Source organism: Ketogulonicigenium vulgare WSH-001 (genome assembly GCF_000223375.1).
Taxonomy (GTDB): domain Bacteria; phylum Pseudomonadota; class Alphaproteobacteria; order Rhodobacterales; family Rhodobacteraceae; genus Ketogulonicigenium; species Ketogulonicigenium vulgare.
The window spans coordinates 129,202-149,731 of sequence record NC_017386.1; the positions used below are offsets into that span (position 1 = coordinate 129,202).

The following is a 20,530-nucleotide window of genomic DNA, read 5'->3' on the forward strand; positions in this document are numbered from 1 at the left end:
TTGGAAAATCAGGGCTGCATCCAGTCCTGATCGTACCAGTCGCTGATATCACCAGGCCAGACCAGGGCGGCGCCGTCCGCACCTGTCAGAACCTCGGCATCGAACAAAAAGCGGGCCATCTGGGCAAAGCGATCGGCGTCGATCCCCCCCACCGGGCGATCCGCGTCGCGCAGGTAACCGCCATCGACGATGGCTTGCATTGATCCGCTGACCAGCGCCGGGTTCGGAAAGTCACCTGCGGCGATCAGGATCGCGCTGGCCTCTTCGGGGTGGTCGGCCGCCCATGTGTAACCGGTTTGCGTGGCGCGCATAAAGGCCGCGACCAGATCGGGATGATCGGCCAAAACCGCCCCGCGCGTTGCGATATACCCATTTTGCTGATCGGGGATACCATAATCGGCATAGCGAAACGCGGATTGGTTACGCCCAAGCAAGCTGCTGTTCACCCCTTCCCAGGTGCGGACCTCAAGCGTGAAATCGACCGCGCCGCTGGCCAGTGCCTCATAGGCGCCGGTGCCCAGCGTCACCGTATCCCAGACCGGATCACCGCCGTCATGACGGATCATGGTGCCGATCAAGGCGGCCTCCCATGCGCTGCCGAAACCGGCATATGTCTTGCCGGACAGATCGGCGGGCCGCGTGATCGCGGCATTGTCGCTGTTATAGACCAACTGCCCCGTCTCGTGCTGCATCGTGGCCCATAGCGCGACCAGATCCGCACCGCCCGCCCGCGCACTGATGAACCCCAGCGCGGTCAGATAGCCAAAATCCGCAGCCCCCGCAGCCAGCAGCGCGGCAGAGCTGGTGTCGGAATAGGGCAATATGTCCACCGCCAAGCCGGCGTCGGCGTAAAATCCACGCTCGCGCGCGACCACAAGGCCGATGTGGTTGGTATTAAGCGTCCAATCAAGCGCGATGGTCACGGGCGTTTCAGCCTGCGCCGCAAGCGGCAAGCCGAGGCAGGCGGCGAACAAAAGGGGGCGGATCATGATGCGTCCTCGATCAAAAGGGATTTCAGGGTTTCACGCAGCGGAGCCATCACAGCTTCGGTGCGCGCGGCGTGGGGGATGGCAACGGGAATATCAGCGATGATGCGGCCGGGATGCGCCGCCATCACCAAGATGCGGCCCGCCAGACTTGTCGCCTCGTGCAGATCATGGGTGACCAGCAAGACACCGCGCGGGCGGGCGCCGAGGCGCTGCAACAGCCAGTCCTGCATCCGCAGGCGCGTGACGGCGTCCAGCGCAGAAAACGGCTCGTCCAGCAGAATAAAGGGGCTGTCTTGCACGATGGTGCGCAGGAACGCCGCGCGCTGGCGCATCCCGCCTGACAGTTGCGCGGGGAACAGACCCTCGCATCCGGACAGGCCAAAGGGCGCAAACAGCGGTGCCACACGCGCCATCGCGGCGCGGCGCGAATGCCCCGCGATCTCTAACCCAAGCGCGGCGTTTTCGGCGATCGTCAGCCAGGGGAACAGGGCATCGCTTTGGGGTTGATAGCTGATGGCGGGATGGGGGCGGGGGATCGGCGTGCCGTGCAGCGACAGCCGCCCCTCGCCCCGCAGACCCGGCGGCAAAATTCCGGCCAGCCATTTCACCACCGATGTCTTGCCGCAGCCCGAAGGGCCGATCAGGGCGGTAATCCCGTCAGCAGGCAGGCGCAGCGACAGGCCACTGAGCAGATCGCGGGTATCGCTGCGGATGGTCAGGCCCTGCACCTCAAGCATCGCGGCGCCCCTCTGGCCCGCGCGCGGTCAGCCAGGCGGCCAAGCGCAAAATACCCAGCAAAGACAGCGTCAAAGCTGCCGACACCACAACCGCCGCCAGCACCAGATCGGCGCGAAAGTTGTTCTTGGCGGCCAGAATATAGATACCAAGGCCCCGCCGCGCGCCGGCATATTCGGCGAAAATCGTGGCGACAATGGCATAGGTGGCCGATATCCGCAGTCCCGCCAGAAACCCCGCCCGCGCCGATGGCAGCACCGCGCGGCGAAACACCGCCCACCGCCCCGCGCCCATCGATGTCAGCAGGTCCGCAAAGGCCGTCGGGGTCTGGCGATAGCCCGAAAGCAGGCTCATCAACACCGGCAAAAAGGTGACCAGCACCACCAACAGCACCTTTGGCAAAAGGCCAAAGCCGAACCAAAGGATCATCAGCGGCGCCAGCGCGACCAGCGGCACGGTCTGGCTGGCGACAAACAGCGGCATCACCGCACGCTCGATCACCGGCGCAAAGTGCAGCGCAACAGAGGTGGCAAAGGCAAATCCCACCGAAATGCTGAACCCAAGCGCCGCCACCCAAAGCGTCGCCAGCGCATGGGGGCCAATCTCGGCCCGGTTCAGAACCAGCGCGCGGATCACGCCCGATGGGGACGGCAGGATCAGGGGCGAGACGCCCATAGCCGCGCAATAGACCTCCCATACCGCCAACAAGACGGCAAAGGGCAGCAGCGGCGTTAGAATACGCAACAGCATGATAAACCTTTAGGGTTGGGATCAGCGCGCGCTGGGGCTGTTGGCGGATGCCGTCAGGTCGATGGTCACATGCCCCTCGGCCGGGCCGAACCGCAAAAAGGCCTGCCGCACGGTTTCAAACACCGCACCTGCATCGCCGCGCAGCCGCGTGCAGAAATTCTTGGACCGCAGGAACGTGCCCGAGGTTTTCAGAAAATCGATGCAGCCATAGATCTCGTCCATATGCCGGTCCTGCCCCAGTACATAGAGCGAGAATTGCACATCAATCTCGACCCCCATCACGGGCGCGGCCTGCACCGCAGCCAGTGCATCCGCCTGCCGCACGGCGAGGGGTGTGCCCTGCGCGACGGCAAGCACATCGCAGCGGCAATGCGGCTCGTCCGGCTCGCCGGGGCAGCCGCGCGATAGGGTGACATGCATCGTCACATGCGCGGGATCATTGGCCGTGCGGGCAAACAGATCACGGATCGCATCCAAAAGCGGCCCCGGCGCGCCGACCATCAGGGTCGAGATATCGTCCGTCTCGATCCGCAAGCGATCACGATAGGGGGTCAGGGCATCCAACCCCGACAGGATGACGCGGACAAAATCCGACGTCATAGGATAAAGCGACACCTGCGCGCCAATGAACATGTTTCCCTCGCTCCGCCGGTATTATCCGGATCAGCTGTAAAGGGTTCGCGCAGCATCGCGCATCTCAGCCCCTTACGGAGCACCCCTGGTTATGATGGGCAGACCATGCAGGGCGGGCGAGGACGTGTCAAGTTCCGCGGATACAGGCGCATCAGCGTCCTGACATCGCGCTTGACGTTATAGCGCCCACATAACGCTAATCGACCCGCGCATGCGACAAGCCGGCCCATGCCATCCGGAACAGACCGCCAAGTTATACGTTTCAAACTGCATATGAACCCATGTGACGGAGCAGGGCGATGATCCAGGATGATATTTGGGCGATGGAAGAAGCCTTTTGGCTGCGCGGCCCTGACTTTTACCGGCTACACTTGGCGCCAACGGCGGTCATGGTGTTTCCCGATGCGATGGGCATCTTGATGGGCGAGGCGATCATCTCGACGCTAGAGGGGGCGTCCCGATGGGATCAGGTTACCTTGCAAAACAAACATGCGATCGAAAGCGACCATTGCCTGACACTGGTCTATGATGCTCTGGCCAGCCGCAAGGGCGCGCAGGGCTATCGTGCGACATGTTCGTCGACATATGCGCGGGGCGAGGGTGGCTGGAAGCTGCTGTGCCACCACCAAAGCGCGCGGGCTGCGGATTAGACCTAGGGAACATTTCGCGGCTGCACAGCGTTTGGTTCATGACAAGCGAAAGGAGCCTGCCATGACCACGGATAAAAAGCCGGACCCCCGCAGCACGGTTTTGCCCCCCGACGATAATCCCCCGGTATTTGATCTGGGCGAGGATGATCCCTCGCCCTTGCAGCCCGATGATACGTTGAATGTCGATGATGAGAACAACGTCCTGCCGGGTGATGACCCCAGTGACGACGATCCGTTCGATAACGGCGATGAAGAACAGAACGACCCCGAGGATATCTTGCGCAAAAGCGGCCTCGGCGGGCCACGCCCACCGGGTTGATCGTCAAAGCGGGCCAGCGTATCTTACGCTGGCCCCTTCTCATTTGCGCATCAGCACGACCGATTGAATAATGCCGGTCTGGGCCGAGCGGTGTTCCTGAAACGCCGTCCAATCGTGCGACTTTTCCAAAAACTCCTCGATCGCGTCCTGAAAGCGCAACTGCCCGTCAATGGTTGTGACGGCAGCGGATACGGTCAATGCGCCCTCTTTCATTTCTACTTTCGCATAGGGAATGTTTGGTGCGGTTTCCATGTTTCACCTGTCGGTTGCTGCGGGGTCGCTGTCTGCCTAACGCGTGACATGGCGCGGGGTTCAATCACGCGGCCAGTATCGGCGCTTTGCGGCCCATCGCGCGCGCATCGGGGAACCCATTGGGCGCAGGGGGTTTAGGTCAGCGAAGGACAAAGGAGAATGCCATGCTGACCCGCACCCTTATCGCCGTCGCCGCCATTGCAGGGACACCCGCCCTTGCACAGGACGACCACTTTACCTTGCCCGAACTGCCCTATGCCAGTGACGCGCTAGAACCCGTGATCAGCGCCCAGACGATGGAGCTGCACCACGGCAAGCACCATCAGGCCTATGTCACCAACCTGAACAACGCCATTGCCGCAGGCGATGCACCCGCAGACGCGACGCTGGAAACGCTGGTGGCCGATGCTGGCACCTTTACCCCCGCGATCCGCAACAACGCGGGCGGCCACTGGAACCATACGTTCTTTTGGGAAAGCATGGCCCCCGCCGATAGCCGGGGCGAGATGTCCGCTGAACTCTCGGATGCGATCACCGCCGTCTATGGCTCGGACGAGGCGTTCCGCACTGCCTTTGAAGAGGCCGGGGCAGGGCAATTCGGCTCGGGCTGGGTTTGGCTGATCGTGAACGCCGATGACCAGCTGGAGATCACATCGACGCCCAATCAGGACAACCCGCTGATGGATGTGGCCGAGGTGCAGGGCACGCCCCTTTTGGGGAACGACGTGTGGGAGCACGCCTATTACCTCAGCTACGAGAACCGCCGCCCCGAATACCTGACCGCGTGGTGGGATGTGGTTGACTGGGGCAAAGTGTCCGACCGCTATGCCGAGGCGCTGACGGATTAACGCACAGGCGCCACGATCGCCCCCGCAGGCGCGGTGATCGTGGCGATCAGGCCGCTTTGCGGATAGGTGATCCTGATCTCGGCCCCGAATTCATGGGTCAACACATCTTGGATAAGGCGCGTGCCAAATCCGCGACGGGTGGGTTGCTGCAGGATTTCGGGGCCGCCGCTTTCCGCCCATGTCAGCGCGATATGATCATGTCCGGTGTAATCCCATGATACGGCGACTTGGCCCGCGGGCACCGACAGCGCGCCGTATTTCGCCGCATTGGTCGCCATCTCGTGCAGAGCGAGGGTCAGGCTTTGCGCGGCTTTTGGGTTGAGCTTCAGATCCGGCCCATTGATCTGGACACGGCTTGGGCCCTCATCTTGATAGGGCGCGGTTACGGCATGGATCAGCACATCAATGCTGGCGTCCAGCCAGTGGCCCTGCACCAATTGATCATGCGCGCTGGCCAGCGCCTGCAACCGCCCCAAAAACCCATCCAGCGCCGGCCGATCCACGCGATGCAGGCTTTGGGTCGCAACCGATTGCACCACCGCCAATGTGTTTTTCACCCGATGGTTCAGCTCGGCGATCAGCGTCTTTTGCATCCGCTCAAGCTGTTTTCGGGGCGCGATGTCGTTAAACAGAACGCCGACCCGCCGCAGGCCCGGCGCGTCAAATGGAAAGGCATAGACCTCGTAATCATGTCCAAGGGCGGCTGCCGCAGCCTCGAACCGCTTGGACTGGCGGGTCAGGGCAATCTCGCCATAGATATCGAACCAATGCTGCTCATGCGCGGGGGCATGTGCGCGCATGGTGCGGCTGGTCGCATCGACAAGGCCGGTCTGTGCGGCAAAGGCGTCGTTCACTTCGATAAAGCGATAGTCGATGGGGGACATCTGATCGTCAAAGATCATCTCGATGACGCAAAACCCCTGATCAATCGCGTTGAATAGCTGTCGATACCGCGCATCGCCATCAGCGGCGGTGACGGTATCCATGGCGGGCCGCATCATAGACCTCGTGACATCTGGGGCAGTTGGCCGCGATGCTATCGCATAATGTCTTGAAATCAAGGCTTAATATAGGCGCAAAAAGCAAAGCCCCGCCACAAAGGGCGGGGCCAAGAGACAGGATGTTTAGAACCGGAAGTTCACACCGATTTTGAATTGGCCCAGATCGGCCTCGGCCAGATTATCATAGGTCGGGTCATTGGTCGGGTTGATGTCGCCAAAATCGGTATAGACATATTCACCGTAAACCGACCATGCGCGGTTAAAGCGATGCTCGACCCCAAGGCCATAGCTGGCGGCCTCGTAATCCTCGCTATAGGTGGTGCCGCCCAGCGTGGCCTCGGCAGTCGCCCAAGTATAGCCAACCAGCAAATAGGCGGCGGTGCTTTGGCTAAAGGCATAACCCGCGCGCAGATAGGCGGTCGCCACGCTGTCGATCGACAGATCGATGTCGGTGCCAAGCGCCGTCACCAGATCACCGCTGAGGCCGCCGTCATAGCTGCCAAAGCTATATTCCCCGCCAAGACCGAACAGCCAGTTGTTGAACTGCCAGTCATAGCCGCCGCGAATGGCGTAATTCACCCCATCCGCCGTCGCGACGGTGGTGTCAAAGCCCGCGCCTTGCAGGGCGGTTTCAAGGACGCCGGTGGAATCAACCGAAAGATCACCGTAGTTGACGTTCGCCCCGACATAGGCGCCCTGCCAGCTTGGCGCTGGCATCGGTGTCGGTTGCACCATGATAACAGGAGGTTCCATAACGGGGGTCGAAAGTCCGCCCGCATTGGCTGCGATTGCGGACGTAGATGCAAGGAAAGCTGCAATGCAGATATAGCGCATGATCGAGATCCACTTGAAAGTTGAAAGGTGAGGCAAGTTTGCCGCAAATTTAGGCATTAATGAAACGTTAACCATCACACTCCTGCATTACGCTAGGTCATGCAGCAATCCTGCCACAGATGCGAATTTCAAAATATAAGATATCTGCGCGCAGGTCGTATGAATTCATATTGAATATCAATATGTTAAGCTTCACACTTTATTTTAACTGTCAGGATATGGCGCCCTATCGATGCGGCTGCGCAATTCTTTGTCCGCGCGGCATTAACACTTGGGCCGTCGGTCGCGTGCGGCAATCTCTGGGCCGGGACACCCGTGATAAAGCCTGCGCGCGGCCAAGATCCAAGGCAAGATGCGCGTGAAAAAAGCGACGCGGCTGCCGCTCTGCATCACTTGGATCACCGTAAAATCCCAGCGCCGGGATCGCGAATGATACCCTCTGCTAGCGATAAAACCGCAGCGAGGGCATCAGGAAATTCACCCGAATATAATCGTCATCATAGACCGACGCGGTGGAATTCTTTTGCTCGGCCGAGATTTCGATCATCAACCAATCGCTCAGGGGCCGGGAAAAGCTGATACCCGCGCCATAATCGACCAGCGGCTCGCCCAGGAAAAAGCTGCCCTCGCGCTGATCGGCAAAGATCGAGAATGTCGTTGGCCGATCATAGATCATGCGCGTGACACCGGCACTGATAAAGCGGGTACGACTTTGAATTCCCGCGATATCCCCGCCGATTTCCGCCGCAATCGTCGTGCTGCCCAGACCCGGCCAAGCCGAGGTCAGGCGCAGACCGAAGATGTCGCGATGCCCTTCGGGCAAAAAGCTACGCCGCGCGGTCATCCCCAATAGATGCGCAGCGCCACCACGCGCCCCGCCCACAAACACATCATGGCCGAACATCAGGTCGGTCTGGTCAAATGTGCGACTGGTGCCGCCGGTGTAATGCGATTGCTGCACACAAACATTCGACCAATGGCCGCGCTCTAGGGTATGAACGGCGCAGACAGCGCCGCGCGCCGATTTGGCCGGACTGTCCCAAGCGCTGGCATTCGACAACTGCAGCCCGATTTCCGGCTGGATCGTCATGCCTTGCCCGACCGCCCATCGTTGGCTTGCGCTCGCCTCAAGGCCATAAACAACACCGGATTGCGCGACCATGTCCGAGGGAATGGTGAATTCCAAACCCGATATCAACACGCTGTCCTGGGTTAGACCATTGTTGACGTTCGGGTCCCAATACAACATCGGACTGATCCGCACGGATGTGGTCAGACGCTCGGGCTGGCCGGTATAGCCCAGACCGAAATTGAACCCGGTATTGCTATAAACCGCCCCGCCGCCCGCCGGTCTGTCGCGACCCAACGTGCCAAATAGCAGACGATCAGATCCCGATAGCAAGGCCTCATCCGTCGCCGCAGCTGCGGCCCCTGCCGAAAGGGCAAGGGCCAGCACGCCGATGCGGATCCGCGCGGCGGATTTTGCAAGCCGCCTAAAGAAATGCATCATAACAAGCGACCCTGATTAACGCTGAGCCACAAAGGCGCCGTTGATCCGCATGTCCCCATTGCCGAACTGGTATCCAGCGCCGACTTCTTCGGCATTAGGGCCAAAGATACCGCCGTTGATGCCATGGAAGACGCCGCGATAGCTGCGACCGTCCGCCATCGTAATGGTTGCACTGAGCTCCGCAATGTTTTGCACCAGACGATTGCCATCGCGCACAACGAATTGGCCGGCCAAATCGGTGAAAGGCACGGTCTCGCCGTCATTGGCAGCCGTGACGCTATGGATGACATAGTTGCCGCTCGCATTGCCCAGATTGATGAAGACACGCGATTCGCCGTTATAGGGGGTCTCGACGCCGGGTGCGTCAGCCAGCGCGACGGTTCCGCTGGATGTGCCGTGATAAAGCGCGTTGCCCGTGCGCGGTTGGTTTGGCGAGGCAAAGCCAACAACCCCGTGATGCCAGGCGCTATCCGTCTCGCCTACGATCTCAGCCTCGATTTGACGCACAAATCGGGTATTTGCGGGATTTATGACCAATAGGCGATTGCCGTCCGTATCGGTCTGCCATTCGCCTTCAACATAAGCACCCGTATAGTCGATCAAATCCAGGGTTCCAGCAGTCGGGTCATAGGGCGCATTATAGGTTGTCACGCCGTCAGCACCTGTCGCCGTCCTTGTGATAGTCGCACGACGCAGTGCTGCGGGGTCGGTGCCCTCAAACCCCAGTGTGACGGGCGTAGGCGTCGGTGTAGGCGTGCCACCAGTATTGTCGCCACCAGTGTCCGTGCCACTACCATTATCGGTGTTACCGCCACTGTTACCAGTGTTGCCACCATTACCAGCGCCAGCGCCGTTATCGACACTCCCGCCACCCGTGGTTACGCCGCTTCCGCCGCCGCCACATGCTGCCAAAGCCAAAAGCGACACAAGCGCCAGACCACGCATTCCGTACATGTTAAACACCCTTTACGATCCGTTAATAGCATCTGCCGGATATGCCGATATGATCACAAGGGTTAACAAACAGGTGAAGCGGACAGTTGTTTCGGCTGTTGCCAAAATGCGCCCATCATCACCCAATCAATGAACAGCCTCATACTGAAATGTAGAACAGCGGGACGCTTGGCTGAAGATATCAAAATATCTATGACCATAAAAGTGCGAGCGGTAGTCCATCTCCGCTCGCGTCACCCGTTAAACCTAACGCTAATTCCGAGTTTCAGCGCCGTGCAACAAACGCACCATTGATGCGTATATCTTCAGACTGGATCTGATACCCTGCGCCGACCTCAATCGCATTCGGGCCAAAGAAAAGACCGTTCACATCGCTGAAGACAGTTCTATCCGTAGGTGCGCCCGCGACATCAAGCGTCGCATTTCCATTATTAACGGAGCGCAGCTGTCTGCCATTAATTTGGAATTGACTGGATAGAGCATTGAAGGGCGCTGCACCAACCCCATCGGCGGCCTGAACGTTACTGACGGCAAAGTTGCCACGACCCGTGGCCATATTCGCCGTCACGCGCACGTCGCCTTCATAGTCCGTGGTGGTAAGTCCAGTGCCGCTCTGGTTAACCGCTAGGGCAACCCCATTTGTGACACCCCTATAGGTGAAATTGCCGGAGCGCGGCATTTCTGGGGTCACAAATCCAATAACCCCGCGGTGCCACTGGCTCACACCCAAAATATTGGTGCCGACAACCTCGATCTGACGAACGAATTGCGTGTTGCCTGGGTTAGTGACCAGCAGCCTGTTTCCGTTTCTGTCCGTACCCCACTGGCCCTCGATATAAGTGCCGGAATATTCATTCGGGCCAGCGCCCTGACCACTGCCAGTCACCATTGTGCCTGCAGCAGGATTATAAGATGCGCCGTTGCTTGTTGTCGCAACCGACCCTTGGGTCGTCGGGGCAACCGTCGCCCGGTTGAGATTCGCAGATTGATTACTGTTAAAGCCGAAATCTCGGCGATGGCTCTCTGCGCCGCTATCACCACCACTGCAGGCGGCAAGCGCCAATAGCGACACCAGCATCAAACTACGCATTCCAAACATCGGCTCAGCCCTTTACGATTTGTTAATCTCATCTGCACGATGGACTGAAAGCATCACAAGAATTAACGAATATGCGACGGCCATTGCGTAATACGATGTTGCCAAAATACGTCCATAGACATCTAAAACGACGAAAGCCGATAAGCCGCACCGCATCATTTTGATCGCTTATGCGACAATCCGATATAATTCCAACATTCTTCAACACGCGTGCGGGGCATAAACCTAAAACTGCGAAGGGCCTTGCGCATGATCTCCTGCATGAAGTGCCCATAATATAGTCATCACAGCCGATCCGCCGCCATTCAGATAAATCTGTTACAATCGCCCGCTATCGCGGCCCGGTCCTTTTAGAAACCGGAGCATATGATGGCCAACCGTTTCCTCGCCGCCGCCGCAACGCTTGTGCTGATGTCAGCCTTGCCCGCCCATGCCTTTCAACTTGATGCGCGCTATACCGACGCCGACGGCGATATGGTTGCCGATATCCCGACCGATCCGGCGCAATTGGTCGATCCTGAAACGCTGATCTTCGCCTATACACCTGTCGAGGACCCTTCGGTCTATATCGATGTCTGGGCGGAATTTCTGGATCACCTTTCCAGCGTCACCGGCAAGCCAGTTGAATTCTTCCCCGTGCAATCCAATGCCGCCCAATACGAGGCCCTGCGCGCGGGCCGTCTGCATATCGCGGGCGTGAACACCGGCGGCAATCCGATCGCTGTCGCCTGTTTGGGTTTCCGCCCCTTCGCCATGATGGCGCGCGAGGATGGCACCTTCGGCTACGAGATGGAAATCATCACCCATCCGAACTCCGGCATCACCGAGATTGGCGATCTGGCAGGCCGCCAACTGGCGTTTACGTCCGAGACCTCGAACTCGGGTTTCAAGGCGCCGCAAGCGCTGCTGGAATCGGAATTCGCGATGGTGGCGGGCACCGATTACACACCGGCATTCTCGGGCGCGCATGACAATTCGATCCTGGGCGTCGCCAATGCCGATTACGATGCGGCGGCTGTCGCAAACTCGGTGCTGAAACGCATGATCGCACGTGATGTGGTCTCGGCCGATGCGCTGACGACGATCTATACCTCGGCCACCTTCCCGACCACCGGCTATGGCGTTGCCCATAACCTGACGCCCGAACTGCAAGACAGCATCGCCGAGGCGTTCTTCAGCTTTGACTGGGCGGGCACTGCGCTGGAAGCCGAGTTTGCCGCGCAGGGCGAGTCGAAATTCGTGCCCATCACCTTTGCCGCAGACTGGGCCGTTGTGCGCCAGATCGATGCAGCGATGGGCGTTGAATACACCTGCAACTGATCGCAGCCGATCATCAGCGGGGCGGGGCGATCAACGCCTCGCCCCTTTGCTTACCCCATGAAAGGGCCCGGAAATGCTGGATGTCACGAGATTATCCAAAACCTATCGCACCGGCGATCAGGCCCTTAGCGATGTGTCGTTCTCGCTACCGCAGGGGCAGGTCGTCGGGCTGATCGGGCCGTCTGGCGCGGGAAAATCGACGCTGATCCGTTGCATCAACCGTCTGGTTGCGCCAACGACTGGTTCCGTCAAGCTGAACGGGATCGAGCTGACCACCCTGAATGCCCGCGATCTGCGCAAAGCGCGCCGCCGCATCGGCATGATCTTTCAGGAATATGCGCTGGTCGAACGGCTGAGCGTGATGGAAAACGTGTTGTCGGGCCGCTTGGGCTATGTGCCGTTCTGGCGCAGCTTTACCCGCCGCTTTCCGGGCCATGATATCGCGCGCGCCTTTCAACTGCTGGACCGGGTGGGCCTTGCCCAACATGCCGACAAACGCGCCGATGCGTTATCGGGCGGCCAGCGCCAACGCGTCGGCATCGCCCGCGCGCTGGAGCAGGACCCCGAGCTGCTGCTGGTGGACGAGCCGACCGCCAGCCTCGATCCGCGCACCTCGCGCCAGATCATGCGCCTGATCACCGAGATTTGCCGCGAAAGCGGTCTGCCCGCGATTGTGAACATCCATGATGTGGTGCTGGCGCAGGCCTTTACCGACCGCATCATCGGCCTGCGCGCGGGCCGCATCGTGTTCGACGGCCCGCCAAGCGCACTGTCGCATGATGTGCTGACCACGATTTATGGCGAGGAAGACTGGAACGCCATGCGCAAGGGCACCGCAGAACAACAAGATGCCGAGGCTGAGGCCGACGCCGCGATGCAAGTCTTGGCTGCCCAGTGAATACTTATCCCACGCGCTGGACGCGCCCGCCTCAGATCATCCGCTCTAAATTCTGGCGCATCGCACTGATGCTGCTGGCGCTGGCCTATCTGGTGGCGGCCAGTGCCTCGATCGATGTGAACTGGACCCGCGTATCCGAGGGGCTGACCCGCGGCGCGCGCTTTGTCGGTGGATTTCTGACGCCCGATTTCACCACCCGCTGGCGCGATATCTCGCAAGGGTTGGTGGAAAGCCTGACGATGACGCTGACCGCGACTGTGGCGGGGGTGCTGATCTCGATCCCGTTCGGCATCGGCGCGGCGCGCAATATCTCGCCCGTCTGGGTCTATAGCTTTTGCCGCGCGGTGATTGCGCTGTCGCGTTCGCTGCAAGAGATTATCGTCGCGATCTTGCTGGTGGCGTTCTTTGGCTTTGGCGCTTTTGCAGGCTTTGTCACGCTGACCTTTGCCACCATCGGCTTTATCGGCAAGCTGCTGGCCGATGATATCGAGGAATGCGACCCCAAACAGATCGAGGCGATCCGCGCCACCGGCGCAAGCTGGGGGCAGGTGGTGCATTACGCCGTCCAGCCCCAAGTGATGCCGCGCATGATCGGCCTGTCGGTCTATCGCCTTGATATCAACTTTCGCGAAAGCGCCGTCATCGGCATCGTCGGCGCGGGCGGCATTGGCGGCACGCTGGACACTGCCATGTCGCGCTATGATTACAGCAGTGCAGGGGCGATCTTGTTGATCATCATCGCCATTGTGATGCTGTCGGAATATGCATCCAGCCGGATGCGGGGATGGCTGAAATGAGCGGTCAAATGATCTGGCACCACCGCAGCCCCCGCGCGCGCCTTGCCCTTTGGGCCGGATGGCTGGCGCTGGTCGCGCTGTTCGTCTGGTGTTGGGAGGTGATGACCCAGCGCACGATCTGGGCCTTTGTCTGGGACGCGCCGCGCGCGGCCAGCGATATCGCCAGCCGCGCCTGGCCGCCACGCTGGAGCTATATGGAACAGCTATGGCTGCCGCTGTGGGACACGCTGAATATCGCGACGCTCGGGACATTGATCGGCACGATTCTGGCGGTGCCGCTGGCCTTTCTGGCCGCCAGCAACACCACCCCATCCAAAATGATCGCGCGGCCCATTGCGCTGTTTGTGATCGTCGCCTCGCGCTCGATCAATTCGGTGATCTGGGCGCTGCTGCTGGTCTCGATCCTTGGGCCGGGCCTCTTGGCGGGGATCATCGCCATCGCCTTTCGCTCGGTCGGCTTTGTTGGCAAGCTGCTGTATGAGGCGATCGAGGAAACCGATGCGTCGCAGGTCGAGGCGGTGATCGCCACCGGCGCCACGCCCGCACAGGTCTTGCATTATGGCATCTGGCCGCAAGTGCTGCCCGGCTTCATCGGCATTTCGGTGTTCCGCTGGGATATCAATATCCGCGAAAGCACGATCCTGGGGCTAGTGGGCGCGGGCGGCATCGGGATGAACCTGCAATCCAGCCTGAACATGTTGGCATGGCCCCAAGTGCTGCTGATCGTCATCGTCATCCTTGCAACGGTCATTGTCAGCGAGGGGATATCCTCGCGCGTGCGCAAGGCGCTCATCTAATCCTCGGGCGGGGCCATCGTCATGAACCGCGCGACGGCGCGGACATCATCGGGCGATGAGTGGTAAAAAGCGGGGGCGGTTGTTGCATGAGAGGGCGATCAGAATGCGGAAGCGGCGATAAGTCCACAATCTTTACGAAATCCTTATTTCTTCGCCGCAGATCCGCATAGCATTCTTATGCGGCAGTCATCATCTGGAACAGGACGATGCAAAAGGATCAGACCATGGCAGAGGCACCTTCCCCCGCGCGCACCGCGCTTGCGGGGCTGACGATCGGCGCGCTGGGGGTTGTCTATGGCGATATCGGCACCTCGCCGCTTTATGCCTTTCGCGAGGCGATGTTGGCCAGCGGTGCGACCCCTACAGATGTGCCCGCCGCCAGCGTGCTGGGTGTGCTGTCGCTGATCATCTGGACGCTGATGATTATCGTCTCGGCGAAATATGTCGTGATCTTGCTGCGGGCCGATAACGAGGGCGAGGGCGGCACATTATCCCTGCTGGCGCTGGCCGCCCGCGCGATGCGCCGCCCGCATCTGGTGGTGCTGGTGCTGGGTATCTGCGGCGCGGCGCTGTTTTACGGCGATGCGCTGATCACGCCTGCCGTCTCGGTGCTATCCGCTGTCGAGGGGATCAAACTGATCGCGCCCGCCACCGCCCCCTTGGTCGAGGTCATCGCCCTGACCATCATCATCGCCCTTTTTGCCATCCAAAAGCACGGAACCGAGGCTGTCGCCCGCTTTTTCGGCCCGATCATGCTGGTCTGGTTCGCGGCACTGGCGGCGGGCGGTCTGTGGCAGATCGCAGGCACGCCCGCTGTGTTGGCCGCCCTGAACCCGCTGCATGCGCTGACGTTTTTGGTCACACATCAGGGCGTCGCCCTCGCCGTCCTTGGCGCAACAGTGCTGGCCGTGACCGGGGCCGAGGCGCTTTATGCCGATATGGGCCATTTCGGCCGCGCGCCCATTCGCCTCGGCTGGTTCTGGATGACATTTCCCGCGCTGGTGCTGAACTATATGGGGCAGGGTGCAGTGCTGCTGACAACACCCGCCGCACTCGAGAACCCGTTTTACCTCGGTTTTCCCGATTGGGCGCTGGTGCCGATTGTTGTGCTGGCGACGCTGGCGACAATCATCGCATCCCAGGCAGTGATTACCGGCGCTTTTTCCCTGACGCGGCAGGCGGTGCAATTGCGCCTGTTGCCACGTATGCGGATTTTCCACACCTCGGCCGCGCATGAAGGCCAGATCTACATTCCGGTTGTGAACCTGTTGCTATGTATTGGCGTTTTGGCCTTGGTCATCGGATTTCGCAGCTCCTCTGCGCTGGCCTCGGCCTATGGGATTGCGGTGACGGGCACGATGGTGGTGACCTCGATCCTGGCGCTGATCGTCATTCATAAGCATTGGGGCTGGTCGCGTCCAAAGGCGGCGGCGCTGATGCTGCCGTTTCTGGCGATCGACCTGCTGTTCTTTGGCTCGAACCTGATGAAAGTCTTTGACGGCGGCTATGTCCCGCTGCTGCTGTCCGCCGCGCTCTTGCTCGTCATGCTGACGTGGCGGCGCGGCACCAACCTGCTGACCGTCAAGGATCACGAGGCCGAGCTGTCGCTGGATCGCCTGATTACCCAAGTCTCGGGCAGCAACCTCGCCAGCGTACCGGGCACTGCCGTGTTCCTGACAGCCACGCCGGATATCGCCCCCAGCGCGCTGCTGCACAGCCTGAAACATTTCCGCGCTCTGCATGCGCAAAACTGGATCGTCACGATCCATACTGCAAATGTGCCACGCATCAGCGCGCAGGATCGCTTGCACCTTACGCCCACGGCTGACCCGCGTTTTCAGCGGATCATCCTGTCCTTTGGCTATGCCGAGGTGCCGGATGTGCCCCAAGCCTTGCTGCTGCTGCGCCCGCATGGATTGAAATTCGATATCATGTCGACATCCTTCATCCTGTCGCGACGCAGCCTGCGCCGATCCGTGCGCTCAGACCTGCCGGGCTGGCAAGCGCGCATGTTCATTTTCCTGTCGCGCAATGCCACAGCCGCCTCGGATTATTTCCGCATTCCGGCGGGCCGCGTCGTCGAACTGGGCGTGCAGATGAACCTGTAATCGCCGCACAGATTACATAACAAACATTACGCGAATAGAATGACGCTTCATGCATATTCGCGTATTTTCAAATGAAACAACGGGATTGCGTGCAGAAAATGGGCAACTCACACGTCCATTGGGGCATTCACGGCCGATAGCGCAATCACTGCGCTTTCGCCATTGCAATACCCTATTAAAATAGTAAGAAAACCTTGCAGCCCGCAAAATGGCGCTGCCTCATATATCATTCCTATGACCTTTTCTTCGCCTGCCGATGGATCGCGCGCGATGCGTGCACCTATGCCTTTTATCTTGCTGGTCGTCATTTTCGCCGCCCTTTTGATCGCGATCTGTGGGCTGAGCGTGATGCTCGGGCCGCGCACCATCGCCCCCGCTGATATAGTGGCGGCCTTTCGCGCCAATGATGGCGGTGCGGATCACACGACGGTGCTGTCGCTGCGGGTACCGCGCACGGTGATTGGCGTGATGGCCGGCATGGCGCTGGGGATTTCAGGCGCGCTGTTGCAGGCGATGACGCGCAACCCGCTGGCCGATACCGGAGTCTTGGGCATCAATGCAGGCGCGGCTTTTGCCATGGTGCTGGGGATCGCGTTTTTTGGCGTGACCTCCGCAAGCGGCCTCGTCTGGTTTTCCTTCATCGGCACAGGCGTCACGGCACTTGGCGTCTATAGCATTGCCGCATCAGGGAAATTTGGCGCAACCCCGCTGCGACTGATCTTGGCGGGCGTGGCGCTGGGGGCGTTGATCCGCGGCCTGACGGCGGCGCTGGTGCTGACCAATCCGGTGATCTTCGACCAGATGCTCAGTTGGGATGTCGGCACGCTGGCGTTGATCGGCGGCGGGCGGATCACTGTCGTCCTGCCCTTTATTCTGACCGGCCTGATCCTTGCGGCGTCCCTCGCCCCGGCGCTGCAGATCCTGAGCCTTGGCGATCAAAGCGCCAAAGCTTTGGGCGCAAGCCTGATCCGCACCCGCGCGCTGACCCTGCTGGCGGTGATCCTGCTGACCGGAGCGGCCACCGCCGCCTGCGGGCCGATCGGCTTTCTGGGCCTGATGGCGCCACAGATGGCGCGCGCGATCTGCGGTGCGCACCAGCCGCGGATTATGGCACTGACGGTATTGATCGCCCCGGCGATCCTGCTGGGCGCTGATCTGATGGGGCGCATGGTGATGCGCCCCGGCGACATTGATGTGGGGATCGTCATGGCGATTTTGGGCGCGCCGATGCTGATCTATGTGGTGATGCGCCGCAAGGTCGCCGCGCTATGACACCGCTGTTTCGCGCCCCCCGTTTCGCCCTGCGCCGCGCCGGTATCAGCATGATTATCGACGCGCGCGTTGTGATCCTGTCGCTGGTGCTTGCCGCCCTCGCAATCGGGCTGTTCCTGATCAGCCTCTCGAGCGGGCGGATCGCCTATTCCTTTGCCGAAGTGCTGAACGTGCTGGGCGGCGGCGGTGATCGCCGCAGCCAGATGGTCATATTGGAATGGCGCCTGCCCCGTGCCGTCGCTGCGCTGATCCTGGGCGCGCTGCTGGGGCTGTCGGGCGCGATCTTTCAGTCGGTGACGCGTAACCCTTTGGGCAGCCCTGATATTGTCGGCTTTGACGCGGGTGCCTACAGCGGCGCACTGGTGGCGATGGTGCTGCTGTCGGGGGGGTGGGTGACGCTGGCGGTTTCGGCCATGGCGGGCGGATTGTTGACCGGCGTGCTGATCTATCTGCTCGCATGGCGGCGCGGCACCACCGGCTTTCACCTGATCGTCATCGGCATCGGGGTCAGCGCCATGTTGACAGCTGTCAACCAATGGGTGCTGCTGGCCCTGCCCGTGCAAACCGCCATGGCGGCGGGCGTCTGGGCGAGCGGATCGCTGGCGCGCACGCAGGCGGATCAAGCGGTGTTCGCACTGATCGCCGGACTGCTGCTGATCGCCCTCACCTTGCTGTTTTCACGCCGGATGCGCCTGCTGGAAATGGGCGACGCGCGCGCCGCCGCGCTTGGCATTTCGGTCGAGCGCTCGAAACTGCTGCTGATGGTGCTGGCTGTGGCCGCCATGGCGATCAGTACTTCGGTTGCGGGGCCGATCCCGTTTGTCGCACTGGCCGCGCCGCAAATGGCGCGGCTGCTGACCCGCGCGGCGGGCACGACATTGCTGGGGTCGATGGCGACCGGATCGGCGCTGCTGGTCGGGGCGGATTACATCGCCCAGCATATCATCGCCCCCGCGCAGGTGCCGGTCGGCATTGTCACCCTCGCCATAGGCGGCGGGTATTTCCTATGGCTTTTGATCCGCGAGGCACGCAAATGACGCTGCAAGCTGAAGATATCCGCCTGACGCGCGGCAGCAATATCGTGCTGGACGGGCTGACAACGCGCATTCCGCAAGGCGCGTTCACCGCGATTGTCGGGCCCAATGGCTGCGGAAAATCGACACTGCTGCTGACCTTGTCGCGCATTCTGGCCCCCAGCCACGGCCAAGTTGTGCTGGATGGCAAGGCCATCGCGCGGATGCCCGCCCGCGATCTGGCGCGCCAGATCGGGCTGATGCCGCAAACCTCGACCGCGCCCGATGGCATGACCGTGGCCGAGCTGGTCGCCTGCGGCCGTTTCCCCCATCAAGGCCCGCTGCGCCAATGGTCGCCCAAGGACGAACAGGCCGTGCGCCGCGCGCTGAATGCGACGGGCCTGACCGATCTGGCCACGCGCCACGTCAATGAACTGTCCGGCGGCCAGCGGCAACGCGTTTGGGTGGCGCTGGTGCTGGCGCAAGAAACCCCGCATGTGCTGCTGGACGAGCCCACGAGTTTCCTCGACATCACCCATCAGATGGAGCTGATGATCCTGCTGGAACGGCTGAACCAGCACAACGGCCAGACCGTTGTCGCCGTGCTGCATGATCTGAACCAGGCCTGCCGCTTTGCCACCCATATGATCGCCATGCGCAAGGGCCGGATCATCGCCGAGGGCCGCCCCGCCGATGTGGTGACGCGGCAGATGGTGGCCGATGTTTACGGCCTTGATGCTTTGATTATCAGCGACCCCGTCTCTGGCACGCCCATGATCGTGCCACGCGGCGGCAGCCTTGACACCTCCTCCCCCTCCTAAAGGACATCTCCCATGCCCAGCTTTACGCTGACCGCGCTTTGCGCCCTTGCCTTTGCCTGCACGGCGGGCGTTGCACTTGCACAAGACACCCGCCAAGTCACGGATACCAAAGGCGAAGTCACCGTTCCGGCCCAGCCGCAGCGCGTCGTTGTGACCGATGGCGATTCCATTTTGCAGCCCGCCGTGGCACTGGGTTTACCGATTGTCGGTGCCTCGCGACCGGCGTTCACGGGCGGTTTCGCGCAGGCGATCGAAGCGCTGCTGCCCGCTGATCTGGGCTATATCGGCAGCACCGATGAACCCAATTACGAAGAGGTCCTGCTGCTCGACCCCGATCTGATCCTGATGTCGGATGACGACGTGCCCGATGAGGATGGCATGTATGCGCGGTTCAGCGATATCGCCCCGACCGTCATGATCCACCAAGAACAGACCCTGTGGAAACAGGCCCTGCTGGACATCGCCACCGTCACCGGGCGCATGGCCGAGGCCGAGGCGCTGCTGGCCCGTTACGAGGCCCGTCTGGCCGAAGTGCGCGCCGTAATCGGGGACGCGGCAATCACCGCCAGCGTCGTGCGCGTGCGCAGCGACCATGTCCGCTATATGGCGCAGGACAGCTCGTACATCTGGGATATTCTGAAAGAGCTGGGCTTCCAAGCGCCTGATACCCAAGAGAAATCCAGCGACAGCGCATTCGTGCGCGTCAGTCTGGAAACACTGGAAGTGCTGGATGCGGATTTTATCATGGTGCTAGAGGACAATGGCGCGATGGGTGACACCGGCTATACCGCACAGCTGAAAACACTGGCCGCCTATCAGAACCTGCAGGGCGATCTGATCTATCTGCCCTCTGCCGAATATCTGTTCGGCAATATCCTGACCGCGTTCGAACTGCTGGACCTGCTAGAGGCGCATTTCAAGGCCTAAGGG

23 protein-coding genes and 1 riboswitch are annotated in these 20,530 nt (G+C 60.9%); of the genes, 12 read left to right on the forward strand and 11 right to left on the reverse strand.

The genetic code is table 11. From position 1 onward, the window contains the following. Positions 1 to 8: 8 nt before the first annotated feature. The 4 genes from KVU_RS14400 to KVU_RS14415 form a co-directional block, all read right to left on the reverse strand. Complete coding sequence (locus tag KVU_RS14400) at positions 9 to 989, reverse strand: ABC transporter substrate-binding protein (protein WP_013368485.1); 981 nt, start codon at positions 987 to 989, stop codon at positions 9 to 11. Continuing rightward, positions 986 to 1,726, reverse strand: a complete 741-nt coding sequence (locus tag KVU_RS14405; protein ID WP_013368486.1) for an ABC transporter ATP-binding protein — start codon at positions 1,724 to 1,726, stop codon at positions 986 to 988. The genes KVU_RS14400 and KVU_RS14405 overlap by 4 nt, the downstream gene beginning before the upstream one ends. Next, positions 1,719 to 2,474, reverse strand: a complete 756-nt coding sequence (locus tag KVU_RS14410; protein WP_013368487.1) for an ABC transporter permease — start codon at positions 2,472 to 2,474, stop codon at positions 1,719 to 1,721. Before KVU_RS14410 ends, KVU_RS14405 begins: the two co-directional genes overlap by 8 nt. Before the next feature lie 21 nt (positions 2,475 to 2,495). Further along, positions 2,496 to 3,107 carry a YkoF family thiamine/hydroxymethylpyrimidine-binding protein gene (locus tag KVU_RS14415; protein ID WP_013368488.1) on the reverse strand — a complete coding sequence of 204 codons (612 nt, stop codon included), beginning with the start codon at positions 3,105 to 3,107 and terminating at the stop codon, positions 2,496 to 2,498. Continuing rightward, positions 3,098 to 3,204, reverse strand: a riboswitch (TPP riboswitch). (Overlaps the previous gene by 10 nt.) A 202-nt stretch (positions 3,205 to 3,406) precedes the next feature. Here KVU_RS14415 and KVU_RS14420 point away from each other — a divergent pair. Both KVU_RS14420 and KVU_RS14425 read left to right on the forward strand, forming a co-directional pair. Continuing rightward, positions 3,407 to 3,757: a DUF4440 domain-containing protein gene (locus KVU_RS14420; RefSeq protein WP_013368489.1), complete on the forward strand. Its 351-nt coding sequence runs from the start codon at positions 3,407 to 3,409 to the stop codon at positions 3,755 to 3,757. A 61-nt stretch (positions 3,758 to 3,818) separates the two neighbouring features. After that, positions 3,819 to 4,076 (forward strand): hypothetical protein, encoded by a 258-nt coding sequence (locus KVU_RS14425; RefSeq protein WP_013368490.1) that lies wholly within the window; start codon positions 3,819 to 3,821, stop codon positions 4,074 to 4,076. A gap of 39 nt (positions 4,077 to 4,115) precedes the next feature. On the opposite strand, the gene KVU_RS14430 is transcribed toward KVU_RS14425, so the two are convergent. Further along, positions 4,116 to 4,328: a hypothetical protein gene (locus KVU_RS14430; protein ID WP_013368491.1), complete on the reverse strand. Its 213-nt coding sequence runs from the start codon at positions 4,326 to 4,328 to the stop codon at positions 4,116 to 4,118. A 164-nt stretch (positions 4,329 to 4,492) separates the two neighbouring features. Here KVU_RS14430 and KVU_RS14435 point away from each other — a divergent pair, with 164 nt between their 5' ends. Next, positions 4,493 to 5,176 carry a superoxide dismutase gene (locus KVU_RS14435; RefSeq protein ID WP_013368492.1) on the forward strand — a complete coding sequence of 228 codons (684 nt, stop codon included), beginning with the start codon at positions 4,493 to 4,495 and terminating at the stop codon, positions 5,174 to 5,176. Here the strand turns inward: KVU_RS14435 and KVU_RS14440 are convergent. From KVU_RS14440 to KVU_RS14460, 5 genes are all read right to left on the reverse strand, one after another. Continuing rightward, positions 5,173 to 6,177 (reverse strand): sensor histidine kinase, encoded by a 1,005-nt coding sequence (locus KVU_RS14440; protein ID WP_162491193.1) that lies wholly within the window; start codon positions 6,175 to 6,177, stop codon positions 5,173 to 5,175. The genes KVU_RS14435 and KVU_RS14440 overlap by 4 nt on opposite strands. Positions 6,178 to 6,300: 123 nt before the next feature. Beyond that, a complete protein-coding gene (locus tag KVU_RS14445) occupies positions 6,301 to 6,930 on the reverse strand; it encodes an outer membrane protein (RefSeq protein WP_236953169.1) in 630 nt (209 codons plus the stop codon). 523 nt (positions 6,931 to 7,453) lie between these two features. After that, positions 7,454 to 8,521, reverse strand: coding sequence for a lipocalin (locus tag KVU_RS14450; RefSeq protein WP_013368497.1), 1,068 nt, complete (start codon positions 8,519 to 8,521; stop codon positions 7,454 to 7,456). A 15-nt stretch (positions 8,522 to 8,536) separates the two neighbouring features. Next, the gene (locus tag KVU_RS14455) at positions 8,537 to 9,172 is read right to left on the reverse strand and encodes a hypothetical protein (protein ID WP_164928162.1); all 636 of its coding nucleotides are present in this window, start codon (positions 9,170 to 9,172) and stop codon (positions 8,537 to 8,539) included. Between the two features lie 568 nt (positions 9,173 to 9,740). After that, on the reverse strand, positions 9,741 to 10,574 hold the full coding sequence (locus KVU_RS14460) for a transferrin-binding protein-like solute binding protein (RefSeq protein ID WP_013368500.1): 834 nt from the start codon (positions 10,572 to 10,574) through the stop codon (positions 9,741 to 9,743). Positions 10,575 to 10,940: 366 nt separating this feature from the next. Between KVU_RS14460 and phnD the strand changes: the two genes are divergently transcribed. From phnD to KVU_RS14485, 5 genes are all read left to right on the forward strand, one after another. After that, entirely contained in the window at positions 10,941 to 11,894 is a 954-nt protein-coding gene (gene phnD / locus KVU_RS14465) for a phosphate/phosphite/phosphonate ABC transporter substrate-binding protein (protein ID WP_014538257.1), read from the forward strand. 73 nt (positions 11,895 to 11,967) lie between these two features. Then, positions 11,968 to 12,792 carry a phosphonate ABC transporter ATP-binding protein gene (gene phnC, locus KVU_RS14470; protein WP_013368503.1) on the forward strand — a complete coding sequence of 275 codons (825 nt, stop codon included), beginning with the start codon at positions 11,968 to 11,970 and terminating at the stop codon, positions 12,790 to 12,792. Beyond that, positions 12,789 to 13,589, forward strand: a complete 801-nt coding sequence (phnE, locus tag KVU_RS14475) for a phosphonate ABC transporter, permease protein PhnE (RefSeq protein WP_013368504.1) — start codon at positions 12,789 to 12,791, stop codon at positions 13,587 to 13,589. Before phnC ends, phnE (KVU_RS14475) begins: the two co-directional genes overlap by 4 nt. Beyond that, entirely contained in the window at positions 13,586 to 14,386 is an 801-nt protein-coding gene (gene phnE / locus KVU_RS14480; RefSeq protein WP_014538258.1) for a phosphonate ABC transporter, permease protein PhnE, read from the forward strand. The genes phnE (KVU_RS14475) and phnE (KVU_RS14480) overlap by 4 nt, the downstream gene beginning before the upstream one ends. A gap of 206 nt (positions 14,387 to 14,592) precedes the next feature. Next, positions 14,593 to 16,494, forward strand: coding sequence for a potassium transporter Kup (locus tag KVU_RS14485; protein WP_013368506.1), 1,902 nt, complete (start codon positions 14,593 to 14,595; stop codon positions 16,492 to 16,494). A 107-nt stretch (positions 16,495 to 16,601) separates the two neighbouring features. On the opposite strand, the gene KVU_RS14490 is transcribed toward KVU_RS14485, so the two are convergent. Further along, on the reverse strand, positions 16,602 to 16,802 hold the full coding sequence (locus KVU_RS14490) for a hypothetical protein (RefSeq protein WP_162491192.1): 201 nt from the start codon (positions 16,800 to 16,802) through the stop codon (positions 16,602 to 16,604). On the opposite strand from KVU_RS14490, the gene KVU_RS14495 reads away from it, so the two are divergent. From KVU_RS14495 to KVU_RS14510, 4 genes are read left to right on the forward strand one after another with little or no spacing between them, the layout of a single operon-like run. After that, positions 16,777 to 17,766: a FecCD family ABC transporter permease gene (locus tag KVU_RS14495; protein ID WP_044008239.1), complete on the forward strand. Its 990-nt coding sequence runs from the start codon at positions 16,777 to 16,779 to the stop codon at positions 17,764 to 17,766. The two genes, KVU_RS14490 and KVU_RS14495, sit on opposite strands and share 26 nt — an antisense overlap. Next, positions 17,763 to 18,803, forward strand: a complete 1,041-nt coding sequence (locus KVU_RS14500) for a FecCD family ABC transporter permease (protein ID WP_013368508.1) — start codon at positions 17,763 to 17,765, stop codon at positions 18,801 to 18,803. Before KVU_RS14495 ends, KVU_RS14500 begins: the two co-directional genes overlap by 4 nt. Beyond that, positions 18,800 to 19,600, forward strand: a complete 801-nt coding sequence (locus KVU_RS14505; RefSeq protein WP_013368509.1) for an ABC transporter ATP-binding protein — start codon at positions 18,800 to 18,802, stop codon at positions 19,598 to 19,600. The genes KVU_RS14500 and KVU_RS14505 overlap by 4 nt, the downstream gene beginning before the upstream one ends. 12 nt (positions 19,601 to 19,612) lie before the next feature. Then, a complete protein-coding gene (locus KVU_RS14510) occupies positions 19,613 to 20,527 on the forward strand; it encodes an ABC transporter substrate-binding protein (RefSeq protein ID WP_013368510.1) in 915 nt (304 codons plus the stop codon). Positions 20,528 to 20,530 lie beyond the last annotated feature (3 nt).

Coding starts and splice junctions, on each gene's coding strand:
- KVU_RS14425 (WP_013368490.1), top strand. CDS start 3,819: ATGACCACGGATAAAAAGCCGGACCCCCGCAGCACGGTTTTGCCCCCC.
- KVU_RS14500 (WP_013368508.1), top strand. CDS start 17,763: ATGACACCGCTGTTTCGCGCCCCCCGTTTCGCCCTGCGCCGCGCCGGT.
- KVU_RS14420 (WP_013368489.1), top strand. CDS start 3,407: ATGATCCAGGATGATATTTGGGCGATGGAAGAAGCCTTTTGGCTGCGC.
- KVU_RS14490 (WP_162491192.1), bottom strand. CDS start 16,802: ATGACGACCAGCAAGATAAAAGGCATAGGTGCACGCATCGCGCGCGAT.
- KVU_RS14495 (WP_044008239.1), top strand. CDS start 16,777: ATGCCTTTTATCTTGCTGGTCGTCATTTTCGCCGCCCTTTTGATCGCG.
- KVU_RS14510 (WP_013368510.1), top strand. CDS start 19,613: ATGCCCAGCTTTACGCTGACCGCGCTTTGCGCCCTTGCCTTTGCCTGC.
- KVU_RS14430 (WP_013368491.1), bottom strand. CDS start 4,328: ATGGAAACCGCACCAAACATTCCCTATGCGAAAGTAGAAATGAAAGAG.
- phnC (WP_013368503.1), top strand. CDS start 11,968: ATGCTGGATGTCACGAGATTATCCAAAACCTATCGCACCGGCGATCAG.
- KVU_RS14400 (WP_013368485.1), bottom strand. CDS start 989: ATGATCCGCCCCCTTTTGTTCGCCGCCTGCCTCGGCTTGCCGCTTGCG.
- KVU_RS14485 (WP_013368506.1), top strand. CDS start 14,593: ATGCAAAAGGATCAGACCATGGCAGAGGCACCTTCCCCCGCGCGCACC.
- KVU_RS14445 (WP_236953169.1), bottom strand. CDS start 6,930: ATGGAACCTCCTGTTATCATGGTGCAACCGACACCGATGCCAGCGCCA.
- KVU_RS14435 (WP_013368492.1), top strand. CDS start 4,493: ATGCTGACCCGCACCCTTATCGCCGTCGCCGCCATTGCAGGGACACCC.
- KVU_RS14410 (WP_013368487.1), bottom strand. CDS start 2,474: ATGCTGTTGCGTATTCTAACGCCGCTGCTGCCCTTTGCCGTCTTGTTG.
- KVU_RS14460 (WP_013368500.1), bottom strand. CDS start 10,574: ATGTTTGGAATGCGTAGTTTGATGCTGGTGTCGCTATTGGCGCTTGCC.
- KVU_RS14440 (WP_162491193.1), bottom strand. CDS start 6,177: ATGATGCGGCCCGCCATGGATACCGTCACCGCCGCTGATGGCGATGCG.
- phnE (WP_014538258.1), top strand. CDS start 13,586: ATGAGCGGTCAAATGATCTGGCACCACCGCAGCCCCCGCGCGCGCCTT.
- KVU_RS14415 (WP_013368488.1), bottom strand. CDS start 3,107: ATGTTCATTGGCGCGCAGGTGTCGCTTTATCCTATGACGTCGGATTTT.
- KVU_RS14405 (WP_013368486.1), bottom strand. CDS start 1,726: ATGCTTGAGGTGCAGGGCCTGACCATCCGCAGCGATACCCGCGATCTG.
- KVU_RS14505 (WP_013368509.1), top strand. CDS start 18,800: ATGACGCTGCAAGCTGAAGATATCCGCCTGACGCGCGGCAGCAATATC.
- phnD (WP_014538257.1), top strand. CDS start 10,941: ATGATGGCCAACCGTTTCCTCGCCGCCGCCGCAACGCTTGTGCTGATG.
- KVU_RS14450 (WP_013368497.1), bottom strand. CDS start 8,521: ATGATGCATTTCTTTAGGCGGCTTGCAAAATCCGCCGCGCGGATCCGC.